The sequence below is a fragment of the Pantoea cypripedii genome (assembly GCF_011395035.1).
In the GTDB taxonomy this organism is placed as follows: Bacteria; Pseudomonadota; Gammaproteobacteria; order Enterobacterales; family Enterobacteriaceae; genus Pantoea; species Pantoea cypripedii_A.
Genome location: NZ_CP024768.1, coordinates 719328 through 742693, shown reverse-complemented (window position 1 = coordinate 742693; position 23366 = coordinate 719328). Strand labels below are relative to the sequence as shown.

General features: G+C 55.9%; 21 protein-coding genes. 1 reads left to right on the top strand and 20 read right to left on the bottom strand.

Annotated elements, in window-relative coordinates; all coding sequences use genetic code 11:
* Positions 1-2: 2 nt before the first annotated feature.
* From secM to ilvI, 20 genes are all read right to left on the bottom strand, one after another.
* Entirely contained in the window at positions 3-509 is a 507-nt protein-coding gene (gene secM, locus CUN67_RS03340) for a secA translation cis-regulator SecM (protein WP_208713997.1), read from the bottom strand.
* A 271-nt stretch (positions 510-780) separates the two neighbouring features.
* Complete coding sequence (lpxC, locus tag CUN67_RS03335; RefSeq protein ID WP_084872691.1) at positions 781-1698, bottom strand: UDP-3-O-acyl-N-acetylglucosamine deacetylase; 918 nt, start codon at positions 1696-1698, stop codon at positions 781-783.
* Positions 1699-1799: 101 nt separating this feature from the next.
* The gene (gene ftsZ, locus CUN67_RS03330) at positions 1800-2954 is read right to left on the bottom strand and encodes a cell division protein FtsZ (RefSeq protein WP_084872689.1); all 1155 of its coding nucleotides are present in this window, start codon (positions 2952-2954) and stop codon (positions 1800-1802) included.
* A 71-nt stretch (positions 2955-3025) separates the two neighbouring features.
* On the bottom strand, positions 3026-4282 hold the full coding sequence (ftsA, locus tag CUN67_RS03325) for a cell division protein FtsA (protein ID WP_013507861.1): 1257 nt from the start codon (positions 4280-4282) through the stop codon (positions 3026-3028).
* Complete coding sequence (gene ftsQ / locus CUN67_RS03320; RefSeq protein ID WP_208713996.1) at positions 4279-5118, bottom strand: cell division protein FtsQ; 840 nt, start codon at positions 5116-5118, stop codon at positions 4279-4281. The genes ftsA and ftsQ overlap by 4 nt, the downstream gene beginning before the upstream one ends.
* A 1-nt stretch (position 5119) precedes the next feature.
* Positions 5120-6040, bottom strand: a complete 921-nt coding sequence (locus CUN67_RS03315; protein WP_208713995.1) for a D-alanine--D-alanine ligase — start codon at positions 6038-6040, stop codon at positions 5120-5122.
* A complete protein-coding gene (gene murC, locus CUN67_RS03310; protein WP_208713994.1) occupies positions 6033-7508 on the bottom strand; it encodes a UDP-N-acetylmuramate--L-alanine ligase in 1476 nt (491 codons plus the stop codon). The genes CUN67_RS03315 and murC overlap by 8 nt, the downstream gene beginning before the upstream one ends.
* Positions 7509-7578: 70 nt before the next feature.
* Entirely contained in the window at positions 7579-8637 is a 1059-nt protein-coding gene (gene murG / locus CUN67_RS03305) for an undecaprenyldiphospho-muramoylpentapeptide beta-N-acetylglucosaminyltransferase (RefSeq protein WP_208713993.1), read from the bottom strand.
* Positions 8634-9848, bottom strand: coding sequence for a cell division protein FtsW (ftsW, locus tag CUN67_RS03300; protein WP_208713992.1), 1215 nt, complete (start codon positions 9846-9848; stop codon positions 8634-8636). Before ftsW ends, murG begins: the two co-directional genes overlap by 4 nt.
* Complete coding sequence (murD, locus tag CUN67_RS03295; RefSeq protein WP_208713991.1) at positions 9848-11164, bottom strand: UDP-N-acetylmuramoyl-L-alanine--D-glutamate ligase; 1317 nt, start codon at positions 11162-11164, stop codon at positions 9848-9850. The genes ftsW and murD overlap by 1 nt, the downstream gene beginning before the upstream one ends.
* 2 nt (positions 11165-11166) lie before the next feature.
* The gene (gene mraY / locus CUN67_RS03290; RefSeq protein ID WP_084872672.1) at positions 11167-12249 is read right to left on the bottom strand and encodes a phospho-N-acetylmuramoyl-pentapeptide-transferase; all 1083 of its coding nucleotides are present in this window, start codon (positions 12247-12249) and stop codon (positions 11167-11169) included.
* On the bottom strand, positions 12243-13604 hold the full coding sequence (gene murF, locus CUN67_RS03285) for a UDP-N-acetylmuramoyl-tripeptide--D-alanyl-D-alanine ligase (RefSeq protein ID WP_208713990.1): 1362 nt from the start codon (positions 13602-13604) through the stop codon (positions 12243-12245). The genes mraY and murF overlap by 7 nt, the downstream gene beginning before the upstream one ends.
* A complete protein-coding gene (murE, locus tag CUN67_RS03280; RefSeq protein ID WP_208713989.1) occupies positions 13601-15088 on the bottom strand; it encodes a UDP-N-acetylmuramoyl-L-alanyl-D-glutamate--2,6-diaminopimelate ligase in 1488 nt (495 codons plus the stop codon). Before murE ends, murF begins: the two co-directional genes overlap by 4 nt.
* Positions 15075-16841 (bottom strand): peptidoglycan glycosyltransferase FtsI, encoded by a 1767-nt coding sequence (locus tag CUN67_RS03275; RefSeq protein WP_208713988.1) that lies wholly within the window; start codon positions 16839-16841, stop codon positions 15075-15077. Before CUN67_RS03275 ends, murE begins: the two co-directional genes overlap by 14 nt.
* Before the next feature lie 16 nt (positions 16842-16857).
* Positions 16858-17178 (bottom strand): cell division protein FtsL, encoded by a 321-nt coding sequence (gene ftsL / locus CUN67_RS03270; protein ID WP_084872661.1) that lies wholly within the window; start codon positions 17176-17178, stop codon positions 16858-16860.
* Positions 17175-18116, bottom strand: coding sequence for a 16S rRNA (cytosine(1402)-N(4))-methyltransferase RsmH (gene rsmH, locus CUN67_RS03265; RefSeq protein WP_208713987.1), 942 nt, complete (start codon positions 18114-18116; stop codon positions 17175-17177). The genes ftsL and rsmH overlap by 4 nt, the downstream gene beginning before the upstream one ends.
* 2 nt (positions 18117-18118) lie before the next feature.
* Positions 18119-18577: a division/cell wall cluster transcriptional repressor MraZ gene (gene mraZ, locus CUN67_RS03260; RefSeq protein WP_208713986.1), complete on the bottom strand. Its 459-nt coding sequence runs from the start codon at positions 18575-18577 to the stop codon at positions 18119-18121.
* A gap of 490 nt (positions 18578-19067) precedes the next feature.
* Positions 19068-20078, bottom strand: a complete 1011-nt coding sequence (gene cra / locus CUN67_RS03255) for a catabolite repressor/activator (RefSeq protein ID WP_208713985.1) — start codon at positions 20076-20078, stop codon at positions 19068-19070.
* Between the two features lie 197 nt (positions 20079-20275).
* Positions 20276-20767, bottom strand: a complete 492-nt coding sequence (ilvN, locus tag CUN67_RS03250) for an acetolactate synthase small subunit (RefSeq protein WP_208713984.1) — start codon at positions 20765-20767, stop codon at positions 20276-20278.
* A gap of 2 nt (positions 20768-20769) precedes the next feature.
* A complete protein-coding gene (gene ilvI, locus CUN67_RS03245; RefSeq protein ID WP_208713983.1) occupies positions 20770-22494 on the bottom strand; it encodes an acetolactate synthase 3 large subunit in 1725 nt (574 codons plus the stop codon).
* A gap of 735 nt (positions 22495-23229) precedes the next feature.
* Here ilvI and leuL point away from each other — a divergent pair.
* Entirely contained in the window at positions 23230-23313 is an 84-nt protein-coding gene (gene leuL, locus CUN67_RS30645; RefSeq protein WP_208717057.1) for a leu operon leader peptide, read from the top strand.
* Positions 23314-23366: the final 53 nt, after the last annotated feature.

Sequence of the window (23366 nt, the reverse complement as noted above, 5' to 3'; positions counted from 1 at the left end):
CGTTAGCAGTTGAGCAATGAAGGTCCGGCGCGAATGCCGTGAATGGCAGACAACCAGAAAGCGGGGGTATTAAATTGAGGTTCTGCAACAACAACTGCACGTTGTGGTTCAGCAGCAATCGGCGGCATTGCCGGTGAGGTCAGCAATGCCTGTAATGAATCGATCAACGCCAGCTTTTGTGCCGCCAGCGGTGCTGCGTTACCGTTCTCCACCTGCGTCGGAGGCGTCATGCTGAACGAAAGATGGCGGATAACGGTACGAATAGCGTGTTGATGCCAGTAATCGACATTGAAGTTCGGACGTCGCGCAGTTTCCTGCAAGCGAATTAAATGGTCAAAACGAACGACATTGCCAGTAAACAGGCTGCTGACGGGGGTATCCGCGGAGGCAGGTTCAGAAGTCTGAGCACACGCGGGCAAGCCAAAGCTGGCTGCAACCATCCCCAACAGGAGATGCGGCCAGAAGTAGCGTCTGCCAAATTGTCGCCAGCGTGAAAAAATCCCGATCACAACCCGTCCACAAAACTTCAGTAAGTAGTTTATCCACCGTGTTTAACGGCGGTGCCCTGCCAATACAAGCGCCTGATAATAGCATTTATGTGTGGCTTCCACACCAGTGATTAAACGGCTGCGGGGTGATTTCACGCTTTTTTGTACAGCGTTTAGCCAGTGTTGGCAGTGGGGAGCGTGTCTTTGAACAGAAATGGCAGGAGACAATAAAAAACGGCAGGCACCACTGACCGGAGAGAGTGTCAGGGAAACCCGCCGTTTTGTGCCTGACTTACGCCAGGACCAGATTGGGTGCTTTGAATGCCAGCGGCAGTTCAGCTTCGTCTTCGAAGGTCGCCCATTCCCAGGCTTCCTGTTTCGCCAGTACCGCCTGCAGCAGTTTGTTGTTCAGTGCGTGGCCAGATTTAAAGGCAGAAAACGCGCCAATAACGTTGTGACCACACATAAACAGGTCGCCGATAGCGTCCAGCATTTTGTGACGAACGAACTCATCCTCAAAGCGCAGACCTTCTTCGTTCAGTACGCGGAAATCGTCAAGACCAATCGCACAATCTAAACTACCGCCCAGGCACAGGCCTTTAGACTGCAGATATTCGATTTCACGCATAAAGCCGAAAGTACGCGCACGACTGATCTGGCGCACAAACGCCTCGGCCGAGAAGTTGAGCTGATAGCGCTGCGAGCTGGAATCAATTGCCGGATGTTTAAAATCGATGGTGAAGTCGAGTGAGAAACCATTGTAAGGTTTGATCTCAGCCCACTTGTCGCCATCTTCAACGCGCACCGTTTGCTTAACACGCACAAATTTCTTCGCGCTGTTCAGCTCGTGGATACCCGCATCCATCAGCAAATAGATAAAAGGTGCAGCACTGCCGTCCATGATCGGGATTTCTGGTGCATCGACTTCAACAACAATGTTATCGATACCCAGACCGGCCAGGGCGGCGTTCAGGTGTTCAACGGTCGAAATACGCACGCCTTCATCATTCACCAGACAAGTACTCAGCATGGTGTCGCGCACGTATTTTGCATCAGCCGGGAAATCAACCGGTGGATTCAAGTCAGTGCGACGATAGATGACCCCGGTATTAGCCGACGCAGGGCGTAAGGTCAGTGTGACTTTTTTGCCGGTATGTAAACCGACGCCAGTCGCCTGAACAATACGTTTTAGTGTCCTTTGTTTGATCATCGCATTATCTCGCAATATTACCCATCCGACCGCCAGTATAAATTACCAGCGGGCGAACACTTTAGCACAAAGAGCGGAGAAACCCAATTCTCGGGTTATTCTTAGTCGGCCTGCTTACGCAGAAACGCCGGAATATCCAGATAGTCAGGTTCTTTGCCAGATGCCGCGGCGGGATCGTTGACCACTTTCGCAGCAGGTTTTTGCTCCTGCGGCAGCGGTGCCATACCATGCTGCTGGTAACGATGATCCATCACTGGCTGGCTGCTCTGCTTGTTGGTTACCAGGGTAATTTCCGGACGTTTGTCCATACCGATACCGGTCGCCACCACGGTCACGCGCAGTTCGTCGTTCATCTCTGGATCCAGAGAAGTACCGATAACCACAGTCGCGTTGTCCGAAGCGAAAGCACGGATGGTGTTACCCACGGTTTCGAACTCGTCGAGACGCAGATCGAAGCCCGCCGTGATGTTAACCAGCACACCACGCGCGCCAGACAGGTCGATATCTTCCAGCAGCGGGCTGGAGATCGCCATTTCTGCCGCTTCTTCGGCACGGTCTTCACCACAAGCCACGCCAGAACCCATCATGGCGTAACCCATTTCAGACATCACGGTACGCACGTCGGCGAAGTCAACGTTCATCAGACCCGGACGGGTAATCAGTTCAGCGATACCCTGCACCGCGCCTTTCAGCACGTCGTTGGCTGCACCAAATGCATCCAGCAGAGAGATGCCACGACCCAGCACTTTCAGCAGCTTGTCGTTCGGAATGGTGATCAGTGAATCGACATGCTTCGACAGTTCAGCGATACCCTGCTCGGCAAAAGCCATACGCTTTTTGCCTTCGAAGTTGAATGGCTTCGTCACCACCGCAACCGTCAGGATACCCAAATCTTTGGCAACTTCTGCCACCACCGGTGCCGCACCGGTACCGGTGCCGCCACCCATACCCGCGGCAATAAACACCATGTCTGCCCCATCCAGCGCAGAACGCAGTGCTTCGCGATCTTCTTCCGCTGAGGTACGACCGACTTCCGGGTTAGCACCCGCACCCAGACCTTTGGTGATATTCGTCCCGATCTGGATCGTCTGGCCGACCGCTGTTTTACGCAACGCCTGGGCGTCGGTGTTTACAGCGAAGAATTCCACACCTTCGATACGCTCGCGTACCATGTGTTCTACGGCGTTGCCACCGCCACCGCCGACGCCGATGACTTTAATCACCGCGTCATTGGTTAATTCCATAGGTTCAAACATGATTTCTCTCCGTTATGTGCCTGTCGCCTGGAGATCATAAAAACTGCCAGCATGATCCCCTTTTACAAAAATTAAAACTCTTTCTTCAGCCAGCTGTTGATGCGTTTAAACCAATTGCCCACTGAAGCACGTTTTTCCGTTTCAGCATCACCGTTCATATGTGACTCTTTGCCGTAATGCAGCAGACCAACTGCGGTTGAGTAGTACGGCTCCTGCGCATAATCCGTCAGGCCAGTGATGTTCAGTGGCTGACCAATACGCACCTGCGTGTGGAAAACACGCTGGGCGCAGGCCGCCAGGCCTTCAATCTGCGCCGCGCCACCGGTCAGCACAATACCGGCCGCCAGATGGTGCTTCACGCCTTGCTGGCGCAGTTGTTCTTGCAGTTGCAGAATCTCGTCATTCACCAGATTCAGCAATTCGGTGTAACGCGGCTCAATCACTTCCGCCAGCGTCTGACGTTGCAGGCTGCGCGGTGGACGTCCACCTACGCTCGGGACTTCCACATTCTCGTCTTTACCGACGATGGACCCCAGCGCACAGCCGTGGCGCACTTTAATCGCTTCGGCATCCGTCGGCGGCGTACCGAAGGCATAGGCTATATCGCTGGTCACCACGTTCCCGGCATAAGGGATCACTTTGGTGTGACGCAGCGCGCCGCCGGTGTAGACCGCGATATCCATTGTACCGCCACCGATGTCAACAACACAGACTCCCAGCTCACGTTCATCTTCAGTCAGTACTGAGAAGCTGGACGCCAGCCCGGCAAAAATCAGTTGGTCCACTTTCAGGCCACATCGTTCCACCGCCTTGACGATATTTTTCGCCATATCGTTGTGGCAGGTGATCAGATGAACCTTCGCCTGCATACGCACGCCGGACAAGCCAACCGGGTTTTTGATGCCTTCCTGATAATCGATGGCATATTCCTGAGGAATGACATGCAGGATACGATGCTCGTCACGCACGCGGACCGATTTCGCGGTATGCACGACGTTCTCTACATCATCCTGAGTCACTTCCTCTTCGGAAATCGGAACCATCCCGATTTCGTTCTGACAACTGATATGTTTGCCCGATAAAGCAAGGTAGACGGATGAAATCTGGCAATCTGCCATCAGTTCAGCCTGATCGATGGCGCGCTGCACGCATTTCACCACCGATTCAAGGTCATTCACGCCACCTTTATCCATACCGCGAGACGGGCAGCTGCCCACCCCAATAATGTTGACCATACCATCGGGCAGAATTTCCCCAACCAGGGCGGCGACCTTCGCGGTGCCGATTTCGAGTCCTACTACCAGTTTTCTGTCCGTTGCCTTGATCATTGTTGTTTAGCCTGTGCCTGGTTCTGTTGCTGATTGACTTCCTGTGGCTCTAACGGTGCCGGTGCCCATCCTACGGCGGCACCCGAGTCATAGCGCAAATCGACATAACTGATGCGCTTATTACCGCTCTGGGCCTGCTGTTGCAGTTCCGGATAGAGCTCAATAAAACGGTTCAGACGCTTCATGGTATCGCTGCGTCCCAGTTCGATGCGGACATCGTCACTGGTCACCAGCTGCCACGAGCGCCGCGCCGTCATCGACGCGACCTTCAGGGTAAACTTGCTGGCCTTCAGCACATCGCTCATGGTGTGATAACCGGCCAGCACCTCTTTTTCACTGCCTTCTGGCCCGTACAGCATCGGCATGTTTTCTTTGCCAATGTGACTGGCCGGGATGCTGAAGGAGACACCATCGGCGTCCACCATATGCAGGTCATTCCAGCGTGCCACCGGAACATACTCCACCAGGTTAATCTTCAGCTCATCAGGCCACTGCTTACGCACGCTGACCTGTTTAATCCACGGCAAACGTTCAATTTGCTGCTGGATAATGTCGACGTTCTGCGACATAAACGTGCCCGGTGCGCCGAGTGACAAAATCGCCTGGCGAATGTCATCGTGCGTGGTGTAATGCGTTTCACCGGTCACCACCAGTTTCGATAATGGCAGGCGGGAAGCATCATTCATCCACTTCAGCACCACCAGCCCACCGGCCACCATAATGCCCAGCACAATCAGCAGGAACACGATGCCGAAAAGTCGGGCACCGTTGCTACGCCCGGTGCGCGTGCGCTCCTGGGGTTCGCGGTTGCGTACGTTCAGCGCCGCCTGTGACATATCAGTCGGCCAGCTCCAGAATACGTGCAACCAGCTGCGGGAAGCTCAGTCCCGCCTGCTTCGCTGCCATCGGCACCAGGCTATGGCTGGTCATGCCCGGCGAGGTATTCACTTCCAGCAGCTGGAAGTTGTCATCACCGTCCACCATGACATCGACACGTCCCCAGCCGCTGCATCCCAGAGCACGCCAGGCTGCGACCACCAGCGCCTGCAATTCTGCTTCCCGTTCGGCACTCAAACCGCTCGGGCAGAAGTATTCAGTATCGTCAGAAATATATTTTGCTTCATAGTCATAGAACTCACTGGCGCTCTGAATTCTGATGGAAGGCAGAATCTGCTCGCCGAGGATACCGACGGTGTATTCCGCGCCACTCAGAAAGGCCTCAACCAGCACGTCATCGTCGTGACGAAAAGCTTCTTCCAGCGCCGCAGGCAGCGCATCAAGGGTATTCACCCGGCTGATACCGACGCTGGAACCTTCGCAGCTCGGCTTAACGAATAACGGCAAGCCCAGCGCGTCAATCGCCGCCTGCGTCTGTGCATCTAAACCGTTGTCCTGCTGCTGACGCGTCAGCCAGACAAATTTACCCGCCGGCAATCCCCTGCCCTGCCACAGCAATTTGCTGCGCAGTTTATCCATGGTGATCGCCGAGGCCATCACGCCGCTGCCGGTATACGGCATCTGCTGGAATTCCAGCACCGCCTGCAACGTACCGTCTTCACCGCCACGGCCATGCAGCGCGATAAAGGCTTTATCAAATCCCTGTTGCTTCAGGTTGAGCACCGAAACATCACGCGTATCAACCGGATGTGCGTCAATGCCCATTTCACGCAGCCCGGCCAGCACCGCGTTACCCGACATCAGCGAAACATCACGCTCCGCCGACGTGCCGCCTAACAATACCGCGACCTTCTCAGCCATTGCGCACCTCCGCTTTCACCGTGGGTTGCAAACGGATATCCGCCAGCTTGCGGGCGATTTTGCCAATGTTGCCAGCACCCTGCACAATCACCAGATCGTTGCCGGTCAGCAGCGGTGCCAGTGCTTCTGGCAGCGCATCGTGTTCTGAAACCAGAATCGGGTCCACTTTGCCGCGGCCGCGAATCGCGCGGCACAGCGAGCGACTATCCGCTCCCGGGATGGCCGTTTCACCTGCCGGATACACATCCAGCATCAGCAACACGTCCACCTGCGACAGCACGTTGGCGAAATCATCAAACAAATCGCGCGTGCGCGTGTAGCGGTGCGGCTGGAACACCATCACCAGCTTTTTCTCTGGCCAGCCAGCGCGTGCCGCTTTAATGGTCACATCCACTTCTGTCGGATGGTGACCGTAATCATCAACCAGCATGGCGCTGCCTGGCTTACCGTTGACAGGTGCGGTATCAAACTCACCCAGCACGTCAAAGCGGCGACCGGTGCCCTGGAAACTCTCCAGTGCGGCCAGAATAGCGTTGTCGTCGATACCTTCTTCGCTGGCTACCGCCACCGCCGCTGCTGCGTTCAGCGCGTTATGGCGACCCGGTGCGTTCAGCGTGACATGCAGTACCGGCTTGTCGTGGCGGATCAGGGTGAAATGCCCCTGCGCACCCCGCTGCTCGTAATTTTCAATGCGCACATCCGCATCGTCGCTAAAACCGTAAGTGGTGATCTGACGCCCGACGCGCGGAATCAGGTCACGGATAACCACGTCATCAACACACATCACCGCACGGCCATAGAACGGCAGGTTATGCAGGAAGTTAATGAACGTCTGCTTCAGGTTCTCGAAATCGCCCTGATAGGTGTCCATATGATCCGCTTCAATGTTGGTGACAATCGCCACCATCGGTTGCAGATGCAGGAAAGACGCATCGCTCTCGTCCGCTTCGGCAATCAGATAACGGCTGCTGCCCAGACGCGCATGGGTCCCGGCGGCTTTCACCAGGCCACCGTTGACGAAGGTTGGGTCCAGACCGCCTTCGGCATAGATGCTCGCCACCATCGCTGTGGTGGTGGTTTTACCGTGCGTACCGGCAATCGCAATGCCGTGACGGAAGCGCATCAGTTCAGCCAGCATCTCTGCGCGGCGAATCACCGGAATACGCTGTTCACGCGCCGCAACCAGCTCCGGGTTGTCCTGCGCCACGGCGGTGGAAACCACCACCACGCTCGCATCGGTCACATTTTCCGGACGATGGTTGAAGTAGATCGTTGCCCCCAGCGACGCCAGATGCTGCGTGACCGGGTTGGGTGCCAAATCGGAACCGCTAATATGATAACCTTCGTTCGCCAACACCTCGGCAATACCGCCCATGCCAGCACCACCGATGCCGACAAAGTGGATGTGCCGGACGCGACGCATCTCGGGCACAATAGAACGCAGTTTTGCCAATTGCTGTGTATTCATCTGTCTCTGTTACCTGTGTTTTCCATTTGTACCTGAGTCAGGTACGGGTCAGCCTCGCTGACCGATTAACTTATTTCGCGGCACCTGCCACTTCGTGTGCAACCCGATCGGTTGCATCAGGAATCGCCACCTGGCGGGCCTTTTCTGCCATGGTCAGCAGTGTGGCGCGATCCCAGTGACGCAGCGTGTCCGCTACCACAGCCGCGGTAAACTGCGGCTGCTCAAAAATTTTGGCTGCGCCCGCTTTCTCCAGCGGCAACGCATTCCAGTACTGCTGGCGATCTTTATGCATAAAAGGCACGAAAATCGCCGGTAAACCTGCGGCGGCCACTTCACTTACCGTCAGCGCTCCTGAGCGGCACACCACCACATCAGCCCAGGCGTAAGCAGCGGCCATGTCATCGATAAACTCGGTGACTTTGTGCTGCGGTTGACCGGCATCGCGGTAAGCCTGTTGCACCGTTTCCAGCGCACCTTTGCCGGTCTGATGCCATAAAGTGATGGCATCGCCCAGTTCTGCGGCAACCACAGGCAGCGTCTGATTCAGGATGCGCGCCCCCTGGCTGCCCCCGACCACCAGCACCCGCACCGGTCCGCTACGCCCCGCCAGGCGTTCAGCAGGCAACGGCAGCGCCAGCACATCGGTGCGTACCGGGTTACCCACCACATCCGCGTTGGGGAATGCGCCCGGGAAAGCCTGCATCACTTTGGTGGCGATTTTCGCCAGCCATTTATTAGTCAGCCCGGCGATGCCGTTCTGTTCATGCAACACCACCGGGATGCCGCAACTCCACGCCGCCAGGCCGCCAGGACCCGAAACATATCCGCCCATGCCCAGCACCACATCCGGCTGCCAGTTTTTCATGATGCGGCGCGCCTGACGCCAGGCATTAAAAATACGTACCGGGGCCAGCAGTTGTGCTTTTACCCCTTTACCGCGCAAACCGCTGATGCGGATAAAATCAATCTCGATACCATGTTTTGGCACCAGATCGGCTTCCATACGATCGGCGGTTCCCAGCCAGCGTACCTGCCAGCCCTGTTCCATCAGATGATGGGCGACAGCCAGACCAGGGAACACATGTCCACCGGTGCCACCTGCCATCACCATCAGTCGCTTCCCACTCATCGACCACCTCGGGTAAACGCCTGGGCTTTTGCCAGACGCGTTTCATAATCTATGCGCAACAAAAATACGATGGCTGTCGACATGATGATCAGACTGGAACCACCGTAACTGATCAGCGGCAGCGTCAGACCTTTGGTCGGCAGCATACCGGCGGCGGCCCCGACGTTAACCAGCGCCTGGAAGCTGAACCACACACCGATGGAACACGCCAGAAAGCCGGAAAAACGCTGGTCAATCTCCAGTGCGCGGCGGCCAATCGACATCGCGCGAAAAGCGACGAAGAATACCATCAACAGCGCCAAAACCACACCGGCGTAACCCAATTCTTCACCGATGATGGAGAAGATAAAGTCGGTATGCGCTTCGGGCAGATATTCCAGTTTCTGCACCGAGTTGCCCAGGCCCTGTCCCCAGAATTCACCACGACCAAATGCCATCAGTGACTGGGTTAGCTGGTATCCACTACCGAACGGATCTTCCCACGGGTTCCAGAACGAGGTCACACGGCGCATACGGTAGGGTTCGGCGATAATCAGCAGTACCACAGCGAACATGCCGGAGCCGATGATCGCCAGGAACTGCCACAACTTCGCTCCGGCGAGAAACAACATCGCCAGCGTGGTCACGAACAACACCACCACCGTACCGAGGTCCGGCTGCGCCAGCAGCAGAACCGCCAGTATCACCATCACGCCCATCGGTTTACAGAAGCCCCAGAAGTTGTTGCGCACCTCTTCAACTTTACGTACCAGATAACTGGCGAGGTAGCAGAACAACGAAAGCTTTGAAAGCTCAGCAGGCTGTATGCGCAACGGTCCCAGCGCAATCCAGCGCGATGCCCCGTTCACCGAGCTGCCCACCACCAGCACGATCAGCAGCATCAATACCGTCACCACCAACATCACGTTGCTGTAACGCTGCCAGAACTCCATCGGCACACGCAGCGTGACCAGCGCCATGCCGAGTGCCAGAGCGATATAAAACGCATCGCGCTTGGCAAAATAGAAAGGGTCTTCGTTGAGGCGTTGTCCCACAGGCATTGAAGCCGAGGTCACCATCACGAAACCGACAATCGCCAGACCCAAAGTCAGCCACAGCAGCGTGCGGTCATACAGCACCACCGGCGCATCTTCGTTCTCACGCGCCCCCATCACCCAATCTTTCAGGCGCAGGGAGAGGAAGCTGGCTATCGCGGCACCGGGAATTCGCATCAGCCTAACTCCTTCGCCAGTTGCGCGAACTGATCGCCGCGCTGCTCAAAATTACGGAACTGATCGAGGCTGGCACAGGCCGGTGATAACAACACCATATCGCCCGCTTTCACCTGGCTGGCAATGTGTTCCATCGCCTGCTGCATGGTCTCGGTGCGGGTGGCAATTTCCGGACGCAGCGCGGCCAGCGCGTCGCCATCACGACCAAAGCAGAGCAGTTGTACGTTGTTGCCTTGCAGATAACGCGCCAGCGGGCTGAAATCGGCAGATTTGCCATCGCCACCCAGCAGCAGCCACAACGTCCCTTTGACCTGCAAACCATTCAGTGCGGCTTCGGTGCTGCCCACATTGGTGGCTTTGGAATCGTTAATCCAGCGCACGCCCTTCGCTTCATGCACCAGCTGGAAACGGTGCGACAGGCCAGTGAAGGTGGTTAACGCTTTCAGGCTGGACGCACGCGGAATATTCACCGCATCCGCCAGCGCCAGTGCTGCCAGGGCGTTGGTGTAGTTGTGCTGGCCCACCAGCTTCATTTCGTCGGTGTTCAGCACTTTCTCGCCCTTCACCCGCAGCCAGGTGCTACCCTGCTGCCGGTTGAGATGATAATCACCGAGGTCGATACCAAAGCTGACGCAGCGGGTATCGGCACCGCGCACCGGCATGGTCATACCATCATCGGCGTTCACCACGCAGACGCTGGCGTTTTCATAGATGCGCAGCTTGGCGGCACGATACTGCTGCATCCCCAGCGGATAGCGATCCATATGATCTTCAGTCACGTTGAGGATGGTTGCGGCAGCGGCTTTCAGGCTATGGGTGGTTTCCAGCTGGAAGCTGGAAAGCTCCAGCACATACAGCTGTGCCGGGGATTTCAGCAGTGACAGCGCCGGTAAACCGATGTTGCCGCCCACCCCTACCTGCCAGCCTGCGGCACGCGCCATCTCACCGACCAGCGTGGTCACGGTGCTTTTGCCGTTCGAGCCGGTAATCGCCACAATCGGTGCCTGAGCTTCACGGCAAAACAGTTCGATATCACCGACGATTTCGATACCGGCATCCGCCGCATCGCTCAGCGCCGGATGCGCCAGGGCAATGCCGGGGCTGGCGATGATCAGATCGGCCGCCAGCAGCCAGTCGTCGTTCAACCCACCGACATAGCGCTCCACCTGTTCCGGCAACTTATCCAGCCCTGGTGGTGACACACGGGTGTCCATCACGCGAGGGGTTACACCCTGCGCTAAAAAGAAATCAACACAGGAGAGGCCCGTCAGGCCCAACCCGATGATGACGACTTTTCTGCCCCGATAGTCAGCCATGATTAACGTACCTTCAGCGTTGCCAGGCCAATCAGCACCAGCATCAGCGAAATGATCCAGAAGCGCACGATGACGCGCGGCTCTGGCCAGCCTTTCAATTCATAGTGGTGATGGATCGGAGCCATGCGAAAAATACGTTGCCCGCGCAGCTTGAACGATCCCACCTGCAGGATCACCGACAGCGTTTCAACCACGAACACGCCCCCCATGATCACCAGCAAAAATTCCTGACGCAGCAGCACCGCAATGGTGCCCAGCGCGCCACCGAGCGCCAGTGAACCGACGTCGCCCATAAAGACCTGCGCCGGATAGGTGTTGAACCACAGGAAACCAAGACCGGCCCCGACAATGGCGGTACACACAATCACCAGCTCACCGGCATGGCGCAGATACGGGATGTGCAGGTACTCAGCAAACTTCACGTTACCGGTCGCCCAGGCCACCAGCGCAAAACCGGCCGCGACAAACACCGTTGGCATGATGGCCAGACCATCCAGACCATCGGTGAGGTTAACCGCGTTCCCGGTGCCGACAATCACGAAGTAAGCCAGCAGCACATAGAACAGCCCCAGCTGCGGCATGATGTCTTTAAAGAACGGCACCACCAGCTCGGTCGCCGGGGTATCTTTCCCCGCCAGGTACAGCGCGAACGCCACGCCGAGCGAGATCACCGACATCCAGAAATATTTCCAGCGTGCAATCAGGCCCTTGGTGTCTTTGCGCACCACTTTGCGGTAATCATCGACAAAACCGATAATGCCGAAGCCGATCAGTACGGCCAGAACGCACCAGACATACGGGTTCGACGGATACGCCCACATCAGCACCGACACGGTGATGGAGGTGAGGATCATGATGCCGCCCATAGTCGGGGTGCCGCGCTTACTGAAATGCGACTCAGGACCATCGTTACGTACCACCTGACCAATCTGCAGCTTCTGCAGCCAGGCAATCAGGCGGGGGCCCATCCACAATGAGATGAACAATGCGGTCAGCAGGCTGACAATGGCGCGAAACGTCAGATAGGAAAAGACGTTAAAGCCGGAATAAAGTGCGACCAGATGCTCGGCCAGCCAGACTAGCATGTTCCTTTCTCCTGTAAGCTCTGTACTACCTGCTCCATGGCGGCACTACGCGAACCCTTAATCAAAATGGTAATGTCCTGATGTTCGGACAATAGCGTCCGCAAACGTTCAATCAGCGCGGCTTTACTGGCGAAATGTTCGCCATTGCCACTGTTTTCACTGATCAACTGGCTAAGCGTTCCGGTGCTCAGCACACAATCAATTCCGGCGGCTTTTGCCGCGTCACCGACCTGACGATGGCAGGCTTCAGCCTCCTCGCCCAGTTCGGCCATATCGCCGACCACCATCACGCGGTAGCCGGGCATATCACCCAGCACCTGCGCGGCGGCCGTCATCGAACCGACATTGGCGTTGTAGCTATCATCCAGCAGCAGCTGATGCTCAGCCAGACGAACCGGGAACAAGCGTCCTGGAACCGGCTGCAGGGTTTTCAGGCCAGCCTGAATTGCGCTCAGCGGTGCATCGACCGATAACGCTAAGGCTGCCGCCGCCAGCGCGTTGGCAATGTTGTGACGCCCTGGCAAGGGCAGCGTGATGGCGATGTCACCGCGCGGAGTATGCAGCGTGAACAGGGTGGCATCCGGGCGCAGCGTGATATCGCTGGCGCGGAATTCAGCATCCGCCTGCGGCTGCGGCGAGAAACGCCACAGGGTTTTACCGGCAAACTGCGGCTGCCAGTTCAGCAAATCATTGCTCTCTGCGTTGATGATGGCGGTGCCGTGAGGCGGCAAACCGGCAAAAATCTCGCCCTTCGCTTTGGCAACGCCAGCCAGTGAACCAAATCCTTCCAGATGCGCGGCGGCCAGGTTATTGACCAGCGCCGTCTCCGGACGCACCAGGTCGGTGGTCCAGGCAATTTCGCCCTGGTGGTTGGCACCCAGCTCAATCACCGCGTAATCATGTTCTTTGGTCAGACGCAGCAGCGTCATCGGCACGCCAAAATCATTATTCAGGTTGCCAGCGGTATACAGCGTTTCCCCGCACTGACGCAGAATCGCGGCGGTCATCTCTTTAACCGAGGTTTTACCGGACGAACCGGTTAACGCCACCACGCGGGCCTTCGCCTGCTGACGCACCCAGGCACCGAGGCGACCAAAGGCAATGCGCGTATCGGCTACCACGACCTGCGGTACAGCAACCGGTAATGATTTACTGACCAGTAACGCCTGTGCGCCATGGGCAATGGCATCCCCGACGAAGTCATGGGCATCAAAACGTTCACCCACCAGCGCGACAAACAGGCAACCCGCCGTCACTTTGCGCGTATCGGTGACCACATCACCAAAGGTGAGATCGGAGCCGATCAGCGTGCCGCCTGAGATTTCCGCCAGGGTGTTGAGTGAAAGCGGGATCATGCCATCACCCCCAGCAAACGGGCGACAGTGTCGCGATCCGAGTAATCCAGACGACGATTACCGACGATCTGATAATCTTCATGGCCCTTGCCTGCCACCAGCACGATATCGTTACTTTTGGCCTGCATGATGGCGTTGGTCACCGCCTGCGCGCGACCTGCCACCACACGGGCACGGCCCGGATCGAGCAGACCGGTCAAAATATCATTCACAATCGCCTGTGGATCTTCGCTGCGCGGGTTGTCATCGGTAATCACCACCACGTCAGCGAACTGCTCCGCAATGGCACCCATCAATGGGCGCTTACCTTTGTCGCGATCACCGCCACAACCAAACAGGCACCACAGCTGGCCTTTGCAATGCAGGCGAGCAGCTTCCAGCGCTTTCTCCAGCGCATCGGGCGTATGGGCGTAATCCACCACTACGGTGGGTTTTTCGGGTGCGCTAAAGACTTCCATGCGACCGGTCACCGGCAGCAACTGTGACGCACTGCTGACCAGAGATGCCAGCGGATAATCCAGCGACAGCAGGGTTGCCAGCGCCAGCAGCAGATTGCTGACGTTAAAAGCCCCCATCAGGCGGCTATCGAACTCGCCATCGCCCCAGCTGGAGCTAAAGCGAATATGCGCGCCACCGTCGTGATACGTCACTTCAGTGGCTTTCAGCCAGCGGCCATGGCAACCGGGTTGCAGGTTATCCTGCAGGGTGACAGCAACGGCATCCGGCAGTTTCGCCAGCCAGCGGCGTCCGACTTCGTCATCCGCATTGATAATCGCCGCACCGACCTGATGTTCGGAGAACAGCAGCCATTTAGCGGATTCGTAGCTTTGCATATCGCCGTGGTAATCAAGGTGATCACGGCTCAGATTGGTGAATACCGCGGCGGCAAACGGCAGCGCGGCCACGCGATGCTGCACCAGACCGTGCGATGACACTTCCATCGCCCCCAGCGTTGCGCCCTGGCTTACCAGGTCGTGCAGAACATGCTGAACATCCACCGCTGAACCGGTGGTGTTTTCTGTTGGCACCAGATGGCCGTAAAGACCGTTGCCGACCGTACCCATCACGGCCCCGGTTTCGCCCAGCAAATTGGCCCACTGCGCAATCAACTGGGTCGTGGTGGTTTTACCGTTGGTGCCGGTAACACCAATTAATTTCAGCTTTTCAGCAGGCTGCTGATAAAAGCGTCCAGCCAGTGCCGAGAGACGCTGCGGCAACTGCGCCAGATAGATAACCGGGACGCCATGCATCTCACGGATATCTCCATCGCTGGCCTCACCTTCGGCTTCGGCAATCACTGCCGCCACGCCCTGGGCAATAGCCTGCGGAATAAATCGACGTCCATCAGCATGATGGCCCGCCACGGCGATAAACAGATCGCCAGAAGCCGCAGAGCGGCTATCCAGTGTCATGTCACGGAGTGGACGCGCCGGCGCGCCCGGCACCCACGGGGCCAGTAAATCGCGCAGGTTACGATCTGTCACTTGGTTCCTCACTTCGGTTTTTCACCAACTCGTTCTTATCAATTACCGGTAGCGCATCGGGTTCGATATTCATGGTACGCAGTACACCGCCCATGATGGCACCGAACACCGGCGCGGAGACCGCACCACCATAATATTTACCGGCCTGGGGATCGTTGATCACCACCACCAGCGCGAAACGAGGATGACTGGCAGGCGCGACGCCTGCGGTATAGGCAATGTATTTATTAACGTAGCGCCCATCCGGTCCGACTTTTTTCGCGGTACCGGTTTTAATCGCAATACGGTAGCCCTTAATGGCTGCCTTCACACCACCGCCACCGGGCAGCGCAACGCTTTCCATCATATGCATCACGGTTTTCACCAGTTCTTCCGGGAAAACACGCTCACCGGCTACCGGTGGATCAACTTTAGTAATCGACAGCGGACGATAGACGCCATAGCTGCCAATGGTTGCGTAGACTCGCGCTAACTGTAACGGCGTTACCATTAGCCCGTAGCCGAAAGAGAAGGTGGCCCTCTCTATGTCAGACCACCGTTGTTTTTGAGGATATAAGCCACTGCTTTCTCCGACCAACCCCAAATTGGTCGGCTTACCCAGTCCAAAGCGCGCGTAAGTTTCTACGAGAGCTGAGGACGGCATCGCTAACGCCAGACGGGAAACCCCGACGTTACTCGACTTCTGCAGAACCCCGGTCAGGGTCAATTCGTTGTAACGCGCCACATCTTTGATCTCATGACCATTGATCCGATAAGGCACGGTATTCAATACGCTGTTTTCTTTCACCACACCGCGTTGCAGGGCGGTCATCACCACCATCGGCTTCACGGTAGAACCCGGTTCGAAGATGTCGGTGATGGCACGGTTACGCATCACATCTTTTGGCGTGTTGCCCAGATTGTTCGGGTTGTAGGCCGGGCTATTGGCCATGGCCAGCACTTCGCCGGTATTGACATCCACCAGCACCGCCGAGCCAGATTCTGCTTTGTTGAAGGCAACCGCGTTATTCAGTTCGCGATACACCAGCGCCTGCAAACGTTCATCGATGCTCAGCGTCAGGTTGTGTGCGGCACGGCTATCAACTGAGGAGATATCTTCAATCACGCGACCGAAGCGATCTTTACGCACGGTACGTTCACCGGGTTCGCCAGTCAGCCATTTGTCGAAGCTTTTTTCTGTGCCCTCAATGCCCTGGCCATCAATATTGGTGAAACCAATCAAATGCGCAGTGACCTGGCCCGCCGGGTAGTAGCGGCGTGACTCTTCACGTAAATAGATACCCGGCAGCTTGAGTTTTTTGACGTATTCGCCAATCGCCGGATTCACCTGGCGCGCCAGATAGACAAAGCGGCCTTTCGGGTTGGCATTGATGCGCGTGGACAGTTGATCGAGTGGGATCGACAACGCATCGGAAAGGGCTTTCCAGCGGCTGTCGAGAGAGACGCCGCCGTGTTCATTCAATTCTTTCGGGTCGGCCCAGATGGCGTTCACCGGCACACTGACCGCCAGCGGACGGCCCGCACGATCGCTGATCATGCCGCGGGCGGTAGGCACCGCCTGCACGCGCAGCGAACGCAGGTCACCTTCTTTCACCAGTTTGTCAGGATTGATCACCTGCAACCAGGCCACGCGAGACAGCAAGCCACCCAGCGCCAGTAAAATACAGCCGCACAGCAACGCAAAACGCCAGCTTACAAAGCTGGCCTTATCTTCCTGTTTTTTTAACTTCAGCGTTTTGCTCGCGCCGCTCATCAGGTTCTGAGATTCCTTATTGCTGCACCACAATGTTTTCCTGCGAAGGATCGACATGCTGCATTTGCAGCTTGTCGGTTGCGATTCGTTCTACCCGGCTGTGGTCGCCGAGGGCGTTCTCTTCAAGAATCAGGTTGCGCCATTCGATATCTAATGCGTCACGCTCCAGCACCAGCTGTTCGCGTTCTGCCGTCAGACGACGCGTTTTGTGCGTCGTCGTCACCACCAGCATGGCGGAAACCAAAACGGCCACCAGCAACAGCACCGGGATCTTGCCAAACCGCAGCAAATCGCCACCGATGACGCCGGGCAGACTGTGGCGTTCGTTTCCGATCATGACGCCGTCCTTTCAGCAATACGCAACACGGAACTCCGTGCGCGTGGGTTGTCAGCGACTTCGGCTTCTCCCGGCACCAGTTTGCCGAGGGTTTTCAGATCCCGACCACCCAGCGCTTTCAACTGCGTTTCGGTCATCGGGATACCTGCCGGTACCTGCGGACCACGGCTTTGGTCGCGCATAAAGCGTTTCACCAGGCGATCTTCCAGTGAATGGAAGCTGATCACTGACAACCTGCCGCCAGGTGCCAGCACCGACAATGCCCCTTTCAGCGCGATGTCGATCTCTTCCAGTTCGCTGTTGATCCAGATGCGAATCGCCTGAAAGCTGCGGGTCGCCGGGTGCTTAAATTTGTCTTTCACCGGGGTCGCTGCATAGATAACGTCGGCCAGTTCTTTGGTACGCGTCATCGGCTGCTCACGGTTGCGCTCCACAATCGCGCGCGCAATACGTTTGGCGAAGCGTTCCTCGCCGTAGGTCTTCAGCACAAAGGCGATATCCGCCTCTTCCGCGCTGAGCAACCATTCCGACGCCGATTGTCCGCGCGTCGGGTCCATGCGCATGTCCAGCGGACCATCACGCATGAAAGAGAAACCACGTTCTGCGTCATCCAGCTGCGGCGATGACACGCCTAAATCCAGTAAAACGCCGTCAATTTTTCCGTTCAGCCCGCGCTCGGTCACGTACTCCGCCAGTGCCGAAAACGGCCCGTGGACGATCGAGAAGCGCGGATCTTTTATCTCAGCGGCTGCGGCTATGGCTTGCGGATCGCGATCTATCGCCAGTAGCTGCCCGTTCGCGCCAAGTTGCGAAAGGATCAATCTGGAGTGACCACCGCGACCAAAAGTGCCGTCAATGTATATGCCGTCTTCCCTGATATTGAGCGCGTTAACCGCCTCATCCAGCAGCACTGTGGTGTGTTTGAAATTTTCCTGCATAGCTATAGCGACAAGTCCTGCAACCGCTCAGATAAAGGCTCCTGAGCCGACTGTTCTGCGTCAATATCGTCCTTAACTTGTTGATACCAGGTCTGTTCATCCCACAATTCAAACTTGTTGAACTGTCCAACCAGCATCACTTCTTTGGTCAGGCTCGCATGCTGACGAAGGGTATTCGCCAGCAGCAGGCGGCCTGCATTATCCATCTGACACTCACTGGCATGCCCCAGCAGCAGTCGCTGCACGCGACGCTCGGCAGGGTTCATGCTGGATAAGCGAGACAGCTTTTTCTCAATGATTTCCCATTCGGGCAGGGTATAAAGCAGCAGGCAGGGCTGGTGGAGGTCAATGGTACAAACCATTTGACCCTGAGACTCTGCGATCAGCAAATCACGATAGCGCGTTGGTACAGCCAGTCGCCCTTTGCTGTCGAGATTGACTAACGTTGCCCCACGGAACATGCCAGCCTCACCCCTCAGATACCCTTTTTCACCACTTTATCCCACATTTTACCACGAAAAGAGTTTACGGAGCCGATGAAATCCTTGTCAAGCCGCAACGACAAGTGAATATCACTCTTTACAGCGGGTGAAATTATTTGGCGGTGGGGAGAAGAAGGTCGTGAATGGCAAAATAAAAATTAACCTGATGAATAATGGAATAAAAATTTTCACGTAATAAAAAACGGCGAAAAATAAAGCGCTTTATCGCGTTTTGATAAATATCCTGCGTTATGCGACAGCGGCTGCATTTTAGGGGATTTCCTAAAGGAAGCCCAGCACCATCGCGACAGCTCTGCTACCGGCAGATGCCGAAGATGTAAACAAATAAGAAAAGGTAGTCCGCTTAATTTGTTAGCAAGGTCGACGAGAATTTACGCTTTTTTACGTGAAAGGTGACGGGGGAAATTAAAAGCATGATGAATAAATTGGGCAGCACGCTGCCCATCATTCATTTTGTCCGGCGACTTAATTGACCACGACGGAATAAATTACGGCGAATTCGGGTTAAACCTGGCTTCGGTTTTCGCGGTTCATCCAGCGAGGCTAAAACCAGCTCCAGAACGCGCTCGGCAACATCACGATGACGCTGTCCCACCGCCAGTACCGGACACTCAAGGAAATCCAGTAACTCATGATCGCCAAACGTGGCAATCGCCAGGTCGGTCGGTAAACGCCCGTCACGTTTCAGCGTGACATCCATAACGCCCTGCAACAGGCCAAAGGAGGTGGTGAACAACGCTTCCGGCATCGGATGATCTTCCAGATACTTCTCAAACAAGGCCGCCGCCGCCGTGCGTTCAAAGCTGTTGCAGTAGATATAATCAATCGGACGCTCGTCGCCCTTCCAGGCTTCACGGAAGCCCATTTCACGCAGGAAACTTACTGACAGCTCCGGCAGCGCACCGAGAAACAGGACATTTTTCACCGGCAGCTGACGCAATTCAGCGCCCAGCGTCTGGGCATCATCCTGATCGGCACCGACCACGCTGGTGAAGTGTTCACGATCCAGCGCGCGATCCAACGCGATAATCGGCAGAGGATCGTTGATCCAGCGCTGATAAAACGGATGTTCCGGCGGCAGCGACGTGGAGACGATGATCGCATCTACCTGACGCTGCAACAAATGTTCGATGCAGCGCATTTCATTGTCAGGCTGATCTTCCGAGCAGGCGATCAACAGCTGATAGCCACGCTGCCGTGCCTGGCGTTCCAGATAGTTGGCGATACGCGTATAGCTGGTATTTTCCAGATCGGGGATCACCAGACCAATCGAACGGGTACGTCCGGCGCGCAAACCCGCCGCCACGGCATTCGGGTGGTAATTGTACTCACGCACCACCGCCATCACTTTCTCGACGGTTTTGTCGCTGACACGATATTGCCGTGCTTTGCCATTAATGACGTAGCTGGCCGTGGTGCGCGACACGCCAGCCAGGCGCGCGATTTCATCCAGTTTCACGATGACACCTTAATTCCTGATTAGCCATACTGGCGAAAATGTCCGCAGATTAGCTAAGGGTAAAACATTTGTAACATCTAACCGCAGAAAACTACGCTGAGCAACCGCTTTTATCTGCCGGGGTGTGCAAGCGCATAAAATAAAAAAACCCGGCATTCCGCCGGGTTAGCAATGAGACTCAATCCAGGCAGTGGCGATTAACGCATGATGCGCTCGCCGCGAGACACGCCGACGATACCAGAACGCGCCACTTCCACGATCTCCGCGACGTCGCGCACAGTGTTCAGGAACGCATCCAGTTTGTCACTGGTACCCGCCAGCTGAACCGTGTACAGCGTCGGCGTCACGTCGATGATCTGCCCACGGAAAATTTCCGTACTACGCTTCACTTCTTCGCGGCCATAGCCCGAAGCCTGGATTTTCACCAGCATGATTTCACGTTCAACGTAGGCACCCTGCCCCAGCTCGCTGACACGTAACACGTCCACCAGCTTGTGGAGCTGCTTCTCGATCTGCTCCAGCACCTTGGCATCACCGACGGTTTGAATCGTCATGCGCGACAGGGTGGGATCGTCAGTCGGGGCAACCGTCAGACTTTCGATGTTGTAGCCACGCTGCGAAAACAGGCCAATCACGCGGGACAATGCGCCGGATTCGTTCTCCAGCAGTACCGATAAAATGCGACGCATAATTATGTCCTCTCCGTTTTGCTCAACCACATCTCGTCCATACCGCCACCACGAATCTGCATCGGGTAAACGTGCTCGCTGCCATCCACGGTCACATCAACAAACACCAGACGCCCTTTCGCCAGGGTCTCCAGCGCCTGCGTCAGTTTCTCTTCCAGCTCAGCCGGATGTTGAATCGCGATACCCACGTGACCATAAGCCTCAGCGAGACGCACGAAGTCCGGCAGTGATTCCATGTAAGATTGCGAATGGCGGCCAGAGTAGATCATGTCCTGCCACTGCTTCACCATGCCAAGGAAGCGGTTATTCAGGTTCAGCACCAGCACCGGCAAATCGTATTGCAGCGCGGTTGAGAGTTCCTGAATGTTCATCTGGATACTGCCGTCGCCGGTGACACAGATAACGGTTTCTTCCGGCAGCGCCATCTTCACACCCAGCGCAGCAGGCAGGCCAAAGCCCATGGTGCCGAGGCCACCGGAGTTGATCCAGCGACGCGGCTTATCAAACTGATAATACAGCGCGGCAAACATCTGGTGCTGACCGACGTCTGAGGTCACGTAAGCCTCGCCTTTGGTCAAACGACAGATGGTTTCGATCACCGCCTGCGGTTTGATTTTGTCGCTGGTGCGATCAAATTCGAGGCATTTGCGGCTGCGCCAGCCGTCAATGCGTTGCCACCAGTCACGCAGGCTGTCGAGCTCCTGCTTCACGTCGGTCTGCGCCAGCAACTCCAGCATTTGCGAAAGCGTTTGTTTCGCATCACCGACGATCGGAATATCCGCCGCGACGGTTTTGGAAATCGAGGTCGGGTCAACGTCGATATGCATCACCGTGGCATTCGGGCAATACTTCGCCAGATTGTTGGTGGTGCGGTCATCGAAGCGCACGCCGATACCGAAAATCAGATCGGCGTTATGCATGGTCATGTTGGCTTCATAGGTGCCGTGCATGCCGAGCATCCCGACGCACTGACGGTGAGTACCCGGGAATGCGCCCAGCCCCATCAATGAAGTGGTGACCGGAATGTTCAGCGTTTCCGCCAGTTGCAGCAGTTCCGCTTCACAACCTGAGGTAATCGCCCCGCCACCCACGTACATCACCGGATTATGCGCAGCCAGCAGGGTCTGCAACGCGCGCTTAATCTGTCCTTTGTGGCCCTGAATCGTCGGGTTGTAAGAACGCATGCTGACCGATTCCGGCCAGACGTAGGGCAGTTTATTGGCCGGGTTAAGAATATCTTTCGGCAGATCGATAACCACCGGTCCCGGACGGCCACTGGCTGCCAGCCAGAAGGCTTTTTTGATGACGGTTGGGATCTCTTCGGTGCTTTTCACCAGGAAGCTGTGCTTCACCACCGGACGGGAGATCCCGACCATGTCGCACTCCTGGAAAGCGTCATAGCCGATAAGCGAAGACGGCACCTGACCAGACAGAACCACCATCGGAATGGAGTCCATATAGGCGGTCGCAATACCGGTTATGGCATTGGTGGCACCAGGACCCGAAGTCACCAGCACGACACCGACTTCGCCGGTCGCACGCGCCAGGCCATCAGCCATATGCACAGCGCCCTGTTCATGGCGAACTAATACGTGGTCGATACCGCCGACCGTTTGCAGAGCGTCATAAATATCGAGCACCGCTCCGCCCGGATAACCGAATACCTGTTTAACGCCCTGATCGATTAACGAACGGACGACCATTTCGGCTCCTGACAACATCTCCATTTTCTGCCTCCAGGCTTGAGGAACTGAATCCACTGACGACCGCTTTCCGGCGCGCCACTTGCATCCTGCCCCATATTCGCCAATTAAGATCAAAACCTTATGTTTAAGCTCAGAAGAGGGAATTCATTTCCGCCTTCCAGGTACAGGGAAATCTACTTGAGTTCATTCTTTTGAGAGTAGGTCGATTACCATAACCGTAGAAAACCCGGCAGGCAAACACCGCAACTCCGCGCCGTGCTAATGACAACCGCAAAGGCTCTAAGGGGTGATAATCGCTTGCGAGGATTAAACTAATGTCCGCACTGAAGGGCAGATGATAATGCTGGTCTGGTGATTATTTACAGCGAGTTATAAGAAATGCATGATGCATATTTTGCAACGTTCCAGCCCACAATCTTACCCATCAATTAATTTCTGGCGTGATTATCTTTAAAAACTACCTCTCACATGAGAATCATCTAAACAACAGTGCGAATGCTGATTTATTACCAGAGAAACAACCAGATAAAAAATCATATAAATCATAATCTTAAAATTTACATTCATTTTTAAAACTTTTTTTAACCAGATTCCGATAACCCTGCACGCCTTAATATTTGTTTTTCCTCTGAACAAGCGGATTATCACAGCAGATCCCCCTTAACCGCCGTGGGAAATAACCTTTCACTTATGGTTGACATCGTCGGCCTTTCTCAGTATCAATATGTGCAGCACTCAATTTACGAGGTTTGATCCATGTCCCGTTCTTTCCGTCTACCTGGTCTACTACTAAACGCATCCCCATTGCGCGGTAGACTCGTGGGCGGAATCGACAACTGATTCGAACCTGCAGAAAGTTTAAAAAAACCCGCGCCATGCGCGGGTTTTTTTAT